The 16,132-nt window shown below is 73.5% G+C and carries 5 protein-coding genes; 4 read left to right on the forward strand and 1 reads right to left on the reverse strand.

All coding sequences use genetic code 11. From position 1 onward, the window contains the following. Positions 1-61: 61 nt before the first annotated feature. Both IOD16_RS32955 and IOD16_RS32960 read left to right on the forward strand, forming a co-directional pair. Positions 62-607, forward strand: coding sequence for a YbaB/EbfC family nucleoid-associated protein (locus IOD16_RS32955; RefSeq protein WP_201437612.1), 546 nt, complete (start codon positions 62-64; stop codon positions 605-607). Positions 608-624: 17 nt separating this feature from the next. Next, positions 625-2,283, forward strand: coding sequence for a hypothetical protein (locus IOD16_RS32960; RefSeq protein WP_201437613.1), 1,659 nt, complete (start codon positions 625-627; stop codon positions 2,281-2,283). Here IOD16_RS32960 and IOD16_RS32965 read toward each other — a convergent pair. After that, the gene (locus IOD16_RS32965) at positions 2,220-4,607 is read right to left on the reverse strand and encodes a hypothetical protein (RefSeq protein WP_201437614.1); all 2,388 of its coding nucleotides are present in this window, start codon (positions 4,605-4,607) and stop codon (positions 2,220-2,222) included. The genes IOD16_RS32960 and IOD16_RS32965 overlap by 64 nt on opposite strands. A gap of 868 nt (positions 4,608-5,475) precedes the next feature. Here IOD16_RS32965 and IOD16_RS32970 point away from each other — a divergent pair. Both IOD16_RS32970 and sdhC read left to right on the forward strand, forming a co-directional pair. Beyond that, positions 5,476-15,465 (forward strand): hypothetical protein, encoded by a 9,990-nt coding sequence (locus IOD16_RS32970; protein ID WP_201437615.1) that lies wholly within the window; start codon positions 5,476-5,478, stop codon positions 15,463-15,465. Positions 15,466-15,704: 239 nt separating this feature from the next. Further along, positions 15,705-16,130, forward strand: coding sequence for a succinate dehydrogenase, cytochrome b556 subunit (sdhC, locus tag IOD16_RS32975; protein WP_123745405.1), 426 nt, complete (start codon positions 15,705-15,707; stop codon positions 16,128-16,130). The last annotated feature ends 2 nt before the right edge of the window (positions 16,131-16,132 follow it).

A 16,132-nucleotide genomic window follows, 5' to 3' on the forward strand; every position in this document is an offset into this window, starting at 1 on the left:
GCGGCGTTGGCGGGCTCCGGTGCACTCCACCCTGCACCGATATCCCCCCCAGGAGGTTGACTTGGACCCCCAGCAGTGGCTCGACAACTTCGAGGCAAAGCTGGCCGATCTCCAGCGGAAGTCGGCCGACCTCCAGGAGAACTTCGAGAACTCGCAGGCCACGGCGTCGAGCCCGGACGGCGCGGTGACCATCACCGTCGGCCCGAACGGCGGCCTGCTGAACATCCAGCTCGGCCACCGGGCGACCGAGCTCGGCTCCGCCCGCCTCACCGCCCTGATCATGCAGACGGCCAAGGTCGCGCAGAAGCAGGCCGCGCAGCAGGTGATGGCGGCGTTCGAGCCGCTCGGCGAGGGCACCGAGGCCATGCGGATGGTCAGCGACGCCATCCCGACCGACGAGGTCGACGACGACGACGATCGCGACGACTACGCCGCGCCCGAGGCCGAGCCCGCGCCGCCGGCCCCGACGGCGACCCACGCCCCGACCCCGGCCCCGTACAGCGGTCAGCCGCAGACCCCGTACGGCGGCCAGCCGCAGACCCCGTCGCGCCCGGCGCGCCCCTCGCGCCCCGGTGACGACGAGGACGACGACAACCAGCCCTGGTGACGAGGAGACCCTGAGCGATGACCGCCCCCGACACCCCGATCGCCTCGCCGCCGGGCATGGAGATCACCGAGCAGAACAAGTTCAAGGGCTCGCTGTTCATCTCGGCCTGGGACGAGATGATCACCACCATCGGCAAGGACGCGGAGACCGAGACCGAGAAGGCGCTGGACATCACGTTCGCCGCGATCGGCACGGCGTCGTCCATGGCCATGCTGGCGGTCGACCCGTTCGGCACGATCCTGGGTGCGGGCATCGGCTGGCTGATCGAGCACGTGTCGTTCCTGAAGGAACCGCTCGACCAGCTCATGGGCGACCCTGACGAGATCAACGCCAACGTCGAGGCGACCAAGAAGCAGGCCGCCGAGCTGCGCGTGCTGGCCGAGGACCACCGGCGCGAGCTGGCCACGTTCGACGGGTGGACCGGCGCGTCGTCCGAGGCGTTCCAGAAGAACATGGAGTCGATGGGCCAGGAGCTGGACGCGCTGGCCAACGCCGTCGAGCAGAAGGCCAAGATCGTCGCCATCTGCGGCGTGCTGGTGTCGGTGCTGCGCGACATCGTGCGCGACCTGATCGCCCAGCTGCTCGGGTCGCTGCTGGCGGGCGCGCTGATCGCCGCCGCCACCGCGGTCATCACCTTCGGCGCGTCGATCGCCGCCTACATCGGCTTCGCGGTCGGCAAGGCCGTGGCGCTGGGCGTGAACATCGCGTCCCGGATCGCTCGGCTCACCGCCGCGCTCGGCAGGCAGATGGGCCGGATCAAGAACCTCGACGACATCACCGAGAGCGTCGGCAAGGGCTGGAACCGGTTCGAGAACATCGCCGACGTGGCCGAGGTCGGCTACGAGTCGTGGAAGGCGCAGAAGGGCGTCGACCGCGAGATCGACAAGGCGTTGGCCAAGGACGTGCAGGACGACAAGGTCAGCGACGCCAACAAGAAGGCCGAGGAGGCCAACGACCGGTACAGCAAGGCCAAGGAGGACGAGGCCAAGGCCGCCGAGGAGGCCAAGAAGGCCAACGAGGACGTGAACGCGGCGGCCACGAAGGCGAGCGAGGCCAACGCCAAGGCCAACTCGTACGTCGAAGAGGCCAACGCCGCCGCCGCGCGCGGTGACCAGGCGGGCCGGGACGCGGCGATGGCCAAGTACGAGGCGGCCAAGGTCGAGGCGGACGCGGCGCGCGGCGAGGCCGCCCAGGCGGCGGAGAAGGCGGCGAAGGAAGCCCGCGACGTGGCCGACGCGGCCAAGGCGAGCAACCAGGCGCTGACCGACGCGAAGCCCTCCGACGAGGCCGCGAAGGCCGCGTACGAGGAGTACAAGCGCAACAACCCGGGCCAGGACGACCCGGCGCGCACGTCCGCCGAGAGCGACATGTCGACCAAGAACGACGCGGCGAAGGCGGCGAACGCCACGTACGAGCAGGCGAACGTGGACTTCGCGGCGGCCAACGCGGCGGCGGCCGAGGCCAATGCCAAGGCGTTCGCCTCCGGCAGCGAGGCCGACATCAAGGCCGCCGAGGAGGCGTCGCGCAAGGCCGAGCAGGCGGGCACGAACGTCGAGCGGGCGGCGGGCGACGCGAAGTCGGCGGGCGAGGCGGCGAAGTCGAGCTACGACTCCTACCAGTCGAAGTTCGCGCAGCCCTCGTCGAGCGAGACGTCAACAAGTTCCGTCCAGGTCTGATCGAAGAACTCCGGAGAACCAGCCATGGCACGCGGTGGTGGCGTCGACGCAAACCCGACCCCGGGCTCCTCGGGCAACCCGTCGTCGCCACCACCGTCCGCGCCACCGCCGCCCGCGGGCGGGCCGACCGGCAACTCCGGCTTCGGCATGAACGAGTCGTCCATGGACGGCTTGCAGAAGCGCGCCGGTGACCTCCAGTCCCGGTTGGCGGCCATCTCCGGCGGATTGCAGGGGCTCAAGCTCGCGCCCAACGCCCTCGGTCCGATCGGGATCGTCGCCGTGCCGGCGTTGAACAGCTCCAACGACGCCTCGGTGAAGCAGGCGAACAACGCGTCGAGCGCCATGGGCAACGTGCAGTCGGGCTTGAAGGCCACGATGCAGACGCACGTGCAGAACGACCAGTTCGCCCGCGACCAGTTCACCAAGATCGACCCGAACTCGAACGCCCAGCGGCCGCCCGGCTCGCCCGGCAACGGACCGCTCGGGGTGAAGGGCCCCGGCGGGCCTTCCGTCACGCCGGTGACCAACGTGCCGGGCGCGTCGGGGCCGAACGGCGCCGGCGGGACCAAGGGCGCGGGCGGGCCTTCCGTCACGCCGGTGAAGAACGTGCCCGGTGCGACCGGCCCGAACGGCACCGGTGGCACGAAGGGCGCGGGCGGGCCCGCGGTCGGACCGGTGAAGAACCTGCCCGGCGCGACCGGGCCGACCGTGCCCGGTGGGGCCAAGGGGCCCGGCGGACCCGCGGTCGGGCCGATCAAGAACCTGCCCGGCGCGACCGGGCCGACCGTGCCCGGTGGGGCCAAGGGGCCAGGTGGACCCGCGGTCGGGCCGATCAAGAACCTGCCCGGCGCGCCCGGCGTGACGCCGCCCGGTGGCTCGCGCGGCACCGGCGGACCGGCCGTGGGGCCGATCACGAACGTCCCCGGCGCGTCCGGACCGAACTCGGGCGGGTCGACCAAGTCGCCCGGCGGACCGGCGGTCGGGCCGGTCAAGAACCTCCCCGGCGCGCCCGGCGTGACGCCGCCCGGCGGACCGCGCGGCACGGGCGGACCGTCCGTGGGGCCGATCTCCGGTGTTCCGGGTGCTCCGGCGTCGACGGGTGGCCCGCGCGGCGGAGGTGTGCCCGGTGGCGGTGTGCCCGGCGGTGGCGTGCCCGGCGTGACGCCGCCTGGTTCGACGCCGTCCGGTGGACCGGCGGTCAAGGGCGGCCCGACGCCGGGCGCAGGCCCGGTGACCGGCGCCACCACGCCGGGCGGGAGCACGGCGGCCCGCACCATCGGCGGCGCGCTGTCCGGCGCGCCCGGTGCGACGCCTCCCCCGATGGCCGGCGCCCCGATGGCCCCTGGCGGCGCTCCGGGTGCGGCGGGCGGGTCGGACCGTTCGAGCAAGTTCACCGGCGGGCCCGGCAAGGGCGTCTTCGACGCACCCAAACCGCCCACCGGCGACGGCAACATCACCAAAGCCCCGACCGGCTCGTCCTCCACGCCGCCGCCCGCGCCGAAGCCGACCATCAGCGCACCCGGCGGCGGCCTCCCGGCCACGCCCACCGCCTCGGCACCCACCACCACCGGGCCAACCACCACCGCGCCCGGCAGCGGCGTACCCGGCAGCGGCGCTCCGAGCACCGCGACGGCCCCTCCCGCGACCGGCCCGAAGCCGACCTCGGGTGCCGCGCCCTCGGTGAGCGCTCCGGCCGTGCCCCCGGTGGCCGGCGCCCCGATGGCCCCTGGCGGCGCTCCCGGTGCCGCGGGCGGGTCGGACCGTTCGAGCAAGTTCACCGGCGGACCCGGCAAGGGCGTCTTCGACGCACCCAAGCCCCCGACCGGCGACGGCAACATCACCAAAGCCCCGACCGCCTCGCCCTCCACGCCGCCGCCCGCGCCGAAGCCGACCATCAGCACGCCTGCGCCCAGCACCCCGGCGGTGGTCGCCCCGACCCCGACCGCGGGCACACCGAACAGCTCCCCGACCACCACGGCTCCGCCCACCACGGCCCAGCCCACCACGGCCCCGCCCGCCGCAGGTCCGGCCACCACCGCTCCGTCCACGACCGGCCCGAAGCCGTCCCCGGCGGTCACACCTCCGGTGAGCGCACCGGCGGCGCCACCGGTCGCCACGCCGCCACCCGCGGCGGCTCCGAGCGCGAGCCCGGCACCGGACCGCCCGAGCAAGGTCCCGGTCGGGTCGGACAAGGGCGTCTTCGACACGCCGAAGCCCCCGACCGGCGACGGCAACATCACCAAGGCCCCGGCCACTTCACCTTCCACACCGCCGCCCGCGCCGAAGCCGACCATCAGCACCCCACCGGCCCCGAGCACGGTCACCACCCCACCCCCGGTCGCCACCCCACCGGTCGCCACTCCGCCAGCCAACCCGGCTGCCACCACACCCCCGGCCACCACACCTCGCGTCACCCCACCCCCCGTCTCCGCACCACCGATCGCAACCCCACCGGTCGCAACCCCGCCGGTCACCGCACCACCGGTCGCGGCCCCGCCGGCTGCCACCACACCCCCGGCCACCACACCTCGCGTCACCCCACCTCCGGTCGCCGCGCCACCAGTCCCGACGCCAACGGTGAACACCCCGCCAGCCGCCAACCCCCCGGTCAGCGCGCCCCCGGTCACCACCCCACCGATCACTGCCCCGCCGGTCACCACCCCACCGGTCACTGCCCCGCCGGTCGCCGGCCCACCAACCAGCACTCCGCCGGCCGGCACGCCGCCAGTCACCACGCCGCCGGTCTCCAGCCCGCCTGCCGCCGCACCGCCGGCCACGCGACCGGCACCCCCTGTCGACACCGCACCGCCGGCCGCAACCCCGCCGGCGCCAACACCACCGGCACCTACACCACCGACGACCCGCCCCGCACCACCCGCCGACACCACACCGCCGGTCGCGACGCCACCTGCCGCGAACGCACCAGCCGCCAACCCGCCGGCCACGCGGCCGGCACCGGCCGCTGACCCCACGACGCCCGGGCAGCAGACCAACCCGCCCGCACCGCCGCCTCCCCCACCACCGCCCGGGTCCGGGGCGGTCGTGCCGCCGCCTCCGCCGCCACCGGGGTTCGGCGCAGCCGTGCCGCCGCCTCCGCCGCCGCCCGGGTTCGGTGCTGCGGTGCCGCCGCCTCCGCCACCACCGGGATTCGGCGCAGCGGTGCCCCCGCCGCCGCCGGGGCCCGGGACCCAGGTGCCGCCGCCCCCGCCGGTGTTCGGGATCCCGGTCCCGCCGCCGCCCGGTGCGCCCGGCGCGCAGACCAGTGCGCCCACCCCGCCGGCCGGACCGTTCTCGCCCCGGCGGGACGCGGCGCTGAAGAACGGCACGCTGAGCCGGCTGCCGGCCGAGTTCCCGTCCGTGCCGCTGACGGTCACCGACGTCGAGATCAACCTCGGGCAGGTGCAGGCCGGGTTCGACGCGATGTTCGGCACCCTGCGCGCCGACCACGGCATCACGACCGTCCCCGACGTGAACCCCGACCTGGTCGTGCAGTTCGACGAGCAGACGTTCGCCAAGCACTTCGCCCTGCAGCAGGAACTGGACACGGCGCTGCACTCCGCCGCCCCCGGCGAGCCGGCCGTCATCCAGCTGCCCAACGGCCAGAGCATCGACGTCCGCCAGGTCCGCGCCGACATCGTGGCCGGCGACTTCATGCACCGCCTCGGCAACGGCGACCGCGCCACCACCGACCGCCTCGACACCCTGCTGGACCAGGTCGTCCAAGCCAAGGTCGGCCCCAACGGCGACGTCGACGCGGCCCGTGACGCGCTGGTCGAGAGCACCCGCACCAACCCGGCCCGCTCGATCAACGGCCACGTGCTGCTCAACACCGGTCACCTCGACGGCCTCACCACCGACCCGACCCGCAAGGCCGACGCGATCCGGCACCTGCTCGTCCACGAGTTCATGCACGTCCACTCGGTCGGCAGCGACATCACCTTCGCCCACCGCGACGGTCAGGGCGGCGTCTACAGCACGAACGTCAACCCCGACGAAGCCGTCACCGAGACGCTCGCCCGCAACGTCACCGACGCCCTGTCCACGCGCCTCGGCGAGACCAGCCAGTACAACCAGGACGAGAACGGCGACAACCGCTACCAGAAGAACGTCGAGTCGCTCAACAAGGAGTTCGACAAGACCCGCGGCAGGTGGGCCGCGCCGTTCGACCCCGACGCCACGTTCCAGGACATGCTCGACGACTACTTCAAGGGCGTCGACCCCGCCGGCCCGACCCAGTCGCGTTCCGCGCCACCGGCCGACGTCGACGCGCCGCCGACGGCCGACCCGGACGTGCCGCCCGCCAAGGACGGCGCGGACGGCAAGGTCGTCAAGGACGTCGCCGCGGACGAGTCCTGGCGGCACAGCACGGCGAGCACCGCGGACTGGTTCGCGCCGAAGGACCCGCAGCCCTCGGCGCAGTGGGACTCGGTGCGGGACAAGGCTCCCGTGCGCACGGTCGACACCGAAGTCGCCGACGTGCAGCGGTCGAGCACGCCGGGCAACGTCGACTCCATCACCGGTCTCGTCCGGCACGACGTGCGCCGGATGGAGGTGGCGCCCGGGAACTGGGTGAAGGAGTACACCCTCAAGGTGCACCTCAAGCCCGGTGAAGGCGTCCCGCAGTCCGATGTGGACGCGGTGGCCCAGAAGACCACCGACGGCGTGAACCGGTTGCTGAACCAGGGTTACCGGCTGCCCTCGGGCGACCAGTTCCACGCCAGGGTCGAGTTCGTCACCGACCCCGCGCAGGCGCACACGACCGTCGACGTGACGACGGCGAAGGCGGCGGACCAGCTCAACTGGGGCACGCAGACCTCGGAGAACGTGCTCGCCCACGAGGTGGCGCACTACTTCGGCCTGCCTGACGAGTACAAGGACGCGGCCGGTCCGAGCGCCCGCATCTTCAACAGCGACGGCAAACCGCTGCCGCCCGGGCACACCCAGTCGAACCTGGTGGTGAACGACGACGGGCTGATGGGCGCGGGCGTGCACGCCGACCCGTCGATCAAGCCGCGCCACCTGTGGACGATCGAGCGCACCACCGACAGCCAGGTGATGGTGCCCGACGCCGACCACGCCACGCTGCACGACCCGGACTCGCCCCGCCAGTCCCCGCCCGCACGTCCGTCGGACCACGGCACCCAGCCGGACTTCCAGACCCGGCCCGTCGGCGACACGGACAGCGACACCGAGGCCGACGCCCAACCCGCCGGTCCGCCCCCGCCACCTCCGCCGCCGCCCCCGCCGGGCGCCACCGCCGCGCAACAGTCGACGCCGCCGCCACCGCCACCGCCGCCACCCGCGCCGACGTTCGGGTCGCAGGCACCGCCGCCACCGCCGCCCCCTCCTGCGCCTGCGCCGACGTTCGGATCGCAAGCGCCCCCGCCGCCCCCGCCACCGGGAGCGCCGCGCGGTCCGCAGGCGCCCCCGCCGCCCGGCCCCCAAGCGCCGCCGCCGCCACCCGGATCCGGCGTGCCCCCGGCGTCGACGAGCACCGCACCGGCGGGCCCGTACTCGAACGTGCGGGACGCGGACCTGAAGAACGGCGTCCTCACCAGGCTGCCCGCCCAGATCACCCCGGTGCCGCTGGACGTCGCGGGCGTCCAGGTCGACCTCGGGCAGGTCAAGGCCGGGTTCGACGCGTTGGCCAGCAAACTCGGCGAGTTCGGCATCACGACCACGCCCGACGTGAACCCCGACCTGGTCGTGCAGCTCGACCAGCAGACGTTCGCCAAGCACTTCGCCGTCCAGCAGGAGCTGGACACGGCGCTGAAGACCACCGACCGCGGCGATTCCGACATCACCGCCGACCAGCTCAACGGGCAGGGCATCGACCCGCGGCAGGTCCGCGACGAGATCCTGGCCGGCGACTTCATGCGCCGGCTCAACGACGGCGACCCGGCCGCCGCGGCCCGCCTCGACACCCTGCTGGACCAGGTCGCCCGGGCCAAGGTCGGCCCGAACGGTGACGTGGACGCCCAGCGGAACGCGCTGGTCGAGAGCACCCTCACCAACCCGGCCCGCTCCATCAACGGCCACGTGCTGCTCAACACCGACCACCTCGACGGCCTCACCACCGACCCCACCCGCAAGGCCGACGCGATCCGGCACCTGCTCGTCCACGAGTTCATGCACGTCCACTCGGTCGGCAGCGACACCACCTTCGCCCACCGCGAAGGACAAGGCGGCGTCTACAACAAGAACCTCAACCCCGACGAGGCCACGACCGAGCTGCTGGCCCGCAACATCACCGACGCGCTCGCCGAACGCCTCGGGCAGTCCAGCCAGTACAACCAGTTCCCCGACGGCAGCGCCCGCTACCAGGCCAACATCGACGCGCTGAACCGGGAGTTCGACCGGCCGCGGTCCAAGTGGGACAGCTTCGACGCCACCACCACGTTCCAGTCCATGCTCGGCGACTACTTCGTCGGCCCGACGCCTCCCACCAACCCGGCCGGCTCGCGTCCCGCCCCGCCGAACCCGGCGCCGACCACGCGCCCCGCCCCGCCGGACACCGCAGCGACCACGCGAGGCGTCGGCAACGACGTCCAGCCGCGGAACGCGCCGTTCCGCAACCCGTTCCGCGCCGCCCCCGCACCGTCCCGGCCGCCGATCTCCGCGCCGATCCCGATGGTCGGCCTGACCAACCCGGCGGCCCCCAACACCACCTCGACCACCCCCAACACCACCGCCAACGCCACCGCCAACACCGCCGCCGCGCCCGCCCCGGGAGCACCGGCGCCCGCGCCCAACCCCACGCCGGGGCCGGTCCTCGGGACGCGGAACCTGCCGGACTTCTTCCAGCAGGGCAAGGCGCTGGGCACGATCGCGCCCACCGACGTGCGCGGCGCGCAGCACGTCACCGGCACGATGACCGGCATCACGCCGGCCGACGCCGCCGTCATCGAGAGCGCGCTGAAGAACAACTTCGAGTCGTTCCTCGGCCAGGGCCGCGACTTCCAGGTCAAGATCGACGGCACCTGGTACGAGGCCAACGTGAAGGCCGTGATGCTGCCGCCGGCCGACGTCGCCGCGGCCACCAGCACGCCGTCCACCACCACCAAGGTGGACATGGCCGCCCAGTCCGCGGCCAACACGGGCACCGCCACGAACCTCACCACCGCCAACGACGTGGGCCTGGCCGCGGCGGCGAGCGCGGGCGTCGGCCCGTACGGCTCGCTGGCCGGCAAGGGGCAGCTCGCCACCCCCGCCACCACGCTGAACACGTCCTCCGGCACGGTGGACCAGCGGTTCATCCGGGGCGGCGAGAGCTCGACCAACGTCGACGTCCCGGTCTCCTTCCAGGTCACGCTGACCGCCGCGAACGGCACCGCGCGCCCGACGCAGGCGGTCAACGGCGGCGTCACCCTCGCCGTGCCGAACGACCTGGAGACGATCGCCAACTCCGGCAACGCCCAACCGGCCGCGGCCCTGCCGCCGGGCTGGGGCGCCAAGCTGGAGCACCCGACGCCGGAAGCGGTCACGGACTTCGACGCGAAGCAGGCGTTCACCGACGTCGCCGCGAAGATGCACCCGTCGATCACCAAGATCGGCGCGCCCGGCCGCACCGCGCTGCAGGACTTCCTCAACCCGACCACCATCCGCGACAACCTCGGCGCGATGCTGGGCGGCTGGGTCACCTCGCCCGACCTGGTCAGCCCGCACGGCAGCAAGGCCAACGCCGTGCAGATGAAGGCCACCCTGCTCAGCGCCGAGCTGGTGGGCACGACCGACGCCGCCCAGCTCCGGCTGCACGAGTCCCAGGCCACCGGCAGCTCCGTGGCCGCCACCACGAAGACCGGTTTCGACATCGCGGCCGGCGTCGGCGGCGGGGTGGGGCTGCCCGGCGTGGTCGGCGGCGCGGCCGGTGTCACCGGCGGGTACTCGGCCCGCACCTCGGAGACCTCGAACGCGGGCACGACCAGCAGCACCCGCACCGGCATCCAGCTCAAGGGCGACACCGGCCTGTACAAGGTGACCGCGAACGTCCACATCCGCACGCCCAACGGCGCGGACGTCGTCATGCCGGTCACCACCTACATGCGGGTCGGGCTGCCCGAGGCCGCCTCGCTGACCCTGCCGGTGCCGCCGGGCACCGACGCCGGGCTGACCAAGCCCGGCACGGCGGGCACCAAGTACCTCCCGCCCTACCTGGCCGCGGACCTGGCGGCGGGCAACGTCAAGGTCGGCGAGTTCGGCCCCGGCGCGCAGGTCCAGGCGCAGGTCCAGGCCACGTTGCGCGACCTGCCCGGCTTCGACAAGTTCCTGCCGGGCTGGAACGACCCGGCCACCGGCAACCGGCGGGGCCAGAGCCTGGCCGACGTCGCGGAGGCCATGGCCAACCAGCGCAAGCTCGACGCGGAGCTGTCGCCGACCGCGCTGAAGACCAAGATGGACAGCCTGCTCGGCCCCGGTGTGCAGGTGCAGCTCAAGAAGCGCGGCCTGGCCACCAACGAGTACGTCAACATCACCGTCCGGGCGCGGCCGGCGGCGGGCGGCCGGCACCTCGGCCAGGTCGACTCGCGCAACGTGCGCGGCTCGGCGAACACCGCGCCGAAGCTCGACAGCACCACCGCGACGCAGAAGTCGGTCTCCGTCGGCGTCGAGGGCAAGGCGGTGTTCCCGGTCAAGACCGGGGCCGCGTCGCTCAGCCCGACGCCGCAGGTGGGCGCGAAGTACACCTACGGGCGGGGCAGCAAGAACACCGGCGGACCGACGGTCACCAGCACCGGCCTCAACGTCGGCAGCCCGAACGCCCAGGTGTTCTCGCAGGACCTGGAGTTCGTCGTCGAGATCACCACGTTCAGCCGCAACCGGTCGTGGGTGAAGCGGGTCACGCCCGGCTCGCCGATCCTCCAGGTGCCCGACCCCAAGCCGGTCGCCAGGACCGGCGGCCCCAACGCGCCCGGCGTGGTGAGCCTGCCGCAGATCTCCGGCCCGGTGCACCTGTGGGTGGCGGACAGCTCGTCGATGGACAACGACCCGTCCGGCTTCGCGCCCGGCAAGCCGGTGGCCACCAGGCTGGACCACCCGCCGTCGATCAAGGAGCTGCTCAACCCGTCGACGCCGCGGCCGGCCGCGCCGGACTTCCTGCACGTCGAGGCCGTCGTCAACACCGAGACGGTGCGCGACCAGGCCATCGAGGCGCTCAACCTGGCCGCGCGGGGCGACTCGTCGCTGACCGTGCCGGGCACGGAGGCGCGCAACCAGATCGACAAGCTGTTCAGCCCGGAGAGCATCAAGGCGAACCTCCGCAAGCTCACCGAGACCGGCATGCAGGAGGGTGGCCTGAAGTACGGCCGCCGGGTCACCGACCGCACCGGCGCCATCGGCATGGCGATCGAGCTGGGCAACCCGAAGCTGGTGTCGATCTCCGACAACACCGGCACGGAGAACGCGGCCACCGGCGGCTACAAGGCCGGTGACGCGCGGACCAGCAGCCACACCGTCGACCTCACCGCCGGCGTCAACCTGCCGGTCAAGCCGAACGTGGCGCCGCCACCCGCGGGCGAGCCGAAGCCCGCGTCGGGTTCGGGCGGTGTCGCCGTGGCGGGCAAGATCACGCCGTACTCGTCGTCCAAGACGAGCGCGACCGAGGTCACCGGCAGCGTCGACCGCAACTTCGTCACCCCGCCCAGCGCGCGGACCGTGCTGATCCAGCTCGACGCGGACGTCACCGTGGTCGGCGAGAGCCGGTCGGGCAACGTCGTCTACGGCGGCACGCCGCGCGTCGAAGGCGCCAAGGTCACGCTGCCCGGTGGCGTGTTCGTGCGGGTCAGCGAGGACGTGGCGCGCGAGCTGGGCGTGCTGCCGAAGGTGCAGCCGAAGACCCCGCCGCCCGCGTTCGGCACGATGGCGCCGCCGGCCACGCTGACCCAGGACCAGCCCAGCTCGCTCGGCCTGAGCACGCTGGACACGGCGCCGAACCTGTCGGGCATGGTCTCCGGGCTGATCACCGACCTGAACGAGCAGACCAGCGGTCGGTTCAAGAGCGACCTGGTGCCGGACTCGGTGCTCAAGGACTCGATGAACAACTTCCAGCGGCTGGTCGACTTCACCTCGCCGACGAGCGTCAAGGCGATGATCGACAGCGCGCTGGACGGCGGCGTGCCGCTGCTGCTGCACCAGCCGGGCACGTTCGGCAAGGACACCTACCAGGTCACGCTCAAGGCGCGGATCACGGACGCGCCGAGCTTCGCCGGCGTCGTCAACGACGGCGTCGACATGGAGCACACCATCGCGGGCGCCCGGAAGGTGACCGACGGCCTCGGCCGGTCGACCGGCTGGGGCGTGGGCCTCAAGTCGCCCGGTCTCGCCCAGCCCGGCAGCGCGAACCCGAACGTGTCCGGCGGCGTCGGCGTGATCGCCGCCGCGAACGTCGGCCAGCAGCACAGCAGCAACATCACCAAGGCCACCACCGAGCAGTTCGGCCACCTGCGCGCCGGCGGCGGACCGGCCGCGAAGTACACCGTGCCCATCGAGTTCGAGCTGGTGGTGGAGAAGGGCGACCAGGTCGTCACCAGCGCCACCGCCCCGCCGCAGGACGTCGTGGTGCGGCTGCACGCGGACAACCAGAAGGTGTTCACCCCGGCCGCCACGCCACCGGCCGGCTACTCGTCGACCACGACCGCGCAGCCGGCCGCGCAGGGCACGCCGCAGGCCGCGGCCGCCTGGCAGCAGAGCGGCGCGCCGGCCACGTTGCCGCCCAAGGCGTCGGTGGAGAACCTGCGCGGCGCCCGGGACCTGCGGGCCGCGGCGATCCAGGCGCTGACCGCGGCGGGCGCGAACCAGGGCATCACCGGCAAGGGCACCGGCCCGCTGAACACCCTGCTGTCGACGCTCAGCTCGGAGAACCTCCAGCCGAGCCTGCCGGGGATGCTGGACGGCCCCTTGGACGTGCCGGGGCTGCACGAGGCCGCGCTCGCGTTCGGCCGGCACGCCGACGTGAAGGTCTACGCCAAGCTGGTCAACCCGAGGCTGGGCGGCCTGAGCGACGGCGTGAACCTGGAGAACCCGAAGACGTCGGTCACCACGACCTCCGGCGAGGCCAAGCACAGCGAGACCGGCGACGTGTCGGCGGGCTGGGCCACCGGCAGCGCCTCGGTCGCGCCGACCCAGGACCCGAAGGACACCGCGAGCTTCGCCACCGGCGGCGTCGAGACCCGGCACGCCGCCGAGGACGCCGAGGCGCTGTCCGGCGGCTCGGCGACCAACAAGGCCAACAACCTCAAGCCCCAGGGCCGCACCGGCCTGGTCGACTTCGACGTGGAGTACCGCGTGGTCGCCACGGTCGGCGGCCGGACCAGCGTGGTCGACCTGGCCGTGCCGGGCTCGGCCTCGGTGCGGATGCCGGCGGCGGAAGCCGAGACGGTGCTCGGGCGTGACTTCGACGCCGGGTTGAGCGACGCGCAGACCGCGGTGAAGGACACCGCCAAGGCGTGGCGCGACGCGGAGCTGGAGGTGGACAAGGCGCGGCACGACGCGCAGGCCGTGATCAACCGGGTGGCCGCCGACGTCGCCCGGCTCCAGAACGACCTGACTACCTCGCAGGTCGGCCACAACACCGCCATCGGCGCCGAGCTCACCGAAGCGGGCCGCGTGCCCGCCCTGGAGCAGGCCGTCCAGGACGCGCAGACCCGGCGCGACACCGTGAACGACGTGGTCACGGACCTGCGCGACCGGATCCCGGGCCTCGACGCGGCCCACCGGGACGCGCAGGCCGCGCTGTCCGACGCCGACGCCGCCGTGCTGGCCACCGGGCGCGACCTGGCGGACGCGAACGCGGAGCTGGACGCGGCACGGGTCAGGCTGGACGACGCGCAGGCGGCGTTGGACGTCGCCCAGGGCGACCTCGACGCGCACCTCGACCACCGTCCCGACGACGCGCCGCCGATCGCCGAGGACAAGGTCGCCAAGGACCTGGTCGGCAAGGTGGACGACGCCCGCGCCGCGCGCGACACCCGGGCGACCGAGGTCGACGCGGCGGTCGAGGTCGCCGAGGCGGCGCAGGTCGCCGACACCAAGGCGATCGAGGCGCAGGGCGCCGCGCGGACCAAGGCCGAGCAGGCCCGGACCGCCGCCGAGCAGGCGCGGACCGATCTCGGCCGGGCCGACGGCGACCTGGACACCGCGCAGGGCGCGCTGGAGACCGCCGAGACCGACCTGGACAACGGCCGTGACGCGGCCCAGCGCGCGGCGGACGCCCGTCAGCACGCGCTGACCGCGCAGCAGCAGGTCGAGAACACCATCGCGGCCCTGGAAGCGGAGATCACCGCCGCCGAGGTGGAGCTGGACAACCGCCGCACCGCCGCCGACGCCCGCCAGCGCGACTGGTGGAACGCCCGCATCGAGGTGGACCAGCGGATCGCCGACTACAACCGCCCGACCCCGCCTCCGCCGCCGCCCGGCGGCACGCCGGTCATCACCATCACCCCGCCGACCGACTCGACGACCAACGGCACCCATCCGGCCGCGTCCACGACGAACGGCACCCAGCCGGCCGCGTCCACGAGGGACGCGACCGCACCACCGCCACCCCTCCCGCCGGCCCCCACCCCGCCCTCCGGCATCCACACCACCACCCCTGCCCCTGCCCCTGTCGCTGTCGCCGTGCCCGGACCGTCCACTTCGCACACGTTCGCCGCGCAGCCACCCCAAGGGCCGGCTCCCGCGCCCCTGCCCCCGCCGCCGGCGACGAGCCCGATGAGCCCGGTGGCCCCGGAGCTCGTCAACGAGGCCCTGACCCACCTCCGGTTCACCGCGAACGACCTCCTGCCCTCCGCCCCGCCACCGGCCCCGGGAGGCCTGTACGCGGCGGTCGCGCAGGTCGCCAACATCCCGCCGGTGGCGCTCCGGCAGGAGGTGGTGACCTCCGCCGCGGGCGTCGCGCAGCACGTCGCGGACTTCACCACCGCCCACCCGATGCGCAAGACCCACCTGTACGGCGCGCTGGTGGAGAACCTGAACTGGTCGCTGCGGGACCAGGCGGAGAACGCCAGGGCGGGCAACGCCCGCGACCTCGCCGGACGGCTCATCGCGACCCGCCTCGGTGTGAACCTGGTCATCCACCTGCCCGGCGTGCCGCAGCCGGTGTGGCTGTCGCCGTTCACCGGACCGGTGCAGCCGGAGGTCCACGTCGACCTGGCCGTGGTGCACGGGGTGGCCACCTACCGACCGCGCTGACCAGCGGACGAGGTCCGCAGTGGACGGTGTCGGTCACCCATCGGGGTGACCGACATCGCACAGTCGGGCGCCCCACCGTGTGAGGCGAATCGATCCAGTGACCACCCGGTGTCTCGTCGCTCACAGACGGGTCGGGCTGTTGGGTCGGGTGGCTCCAGCGGGACTAGCATCCGGGGGTCAAGGTCCGAGTACGCAGGTACCGGAGACCAGTCCACCACTGACGCTGGAGGCCGTTGCGCATGGCCGGCACCACCGCACCCGAGCGGGCGGGCACCTCTAAAGGGGGCGGAACGCTCTACCGCGGCGACCTGGGGATGTGGTCCTGGGTCGCGCACCGCATCACCGGAGTGCTGACGTTCTTCTTCCTGTTCGCGCACGTCCTGGACACCGCGCTGGTGCGGGTGTCGCCGGACGCGTACGACAAGGTCATCGAGACCTACAAGAACCCGATCGTCAACCTGTTCGAGGTCGGCCTGGTCGGCGCGGTCCTCTACCACGCGCTCAACGGCATCCGCGTGATGCTCGTCGACTTCTGGGAGAAGGGCGCGCGCTTCCAGAAGCAGATGCTGTGGGTGGTGCTCGGCGTCTGGGTGCTGGTGATGGTCCCCGGCACCTACTTCATGATGGTCCGCACGGTTACCGACCTGCTCGGTGGGGGTCACTGATC

Source organism: Saccharothrix sp. 6-C, assembly GCF_016695385.1.
Classification (GTDB): domain Bacteria; phylum Actinomycetota; class Actinomycetes; order Mycobacteriales; family Pseudonocardiaceae; genus Actinosynnema; species Actinosynnema texasense.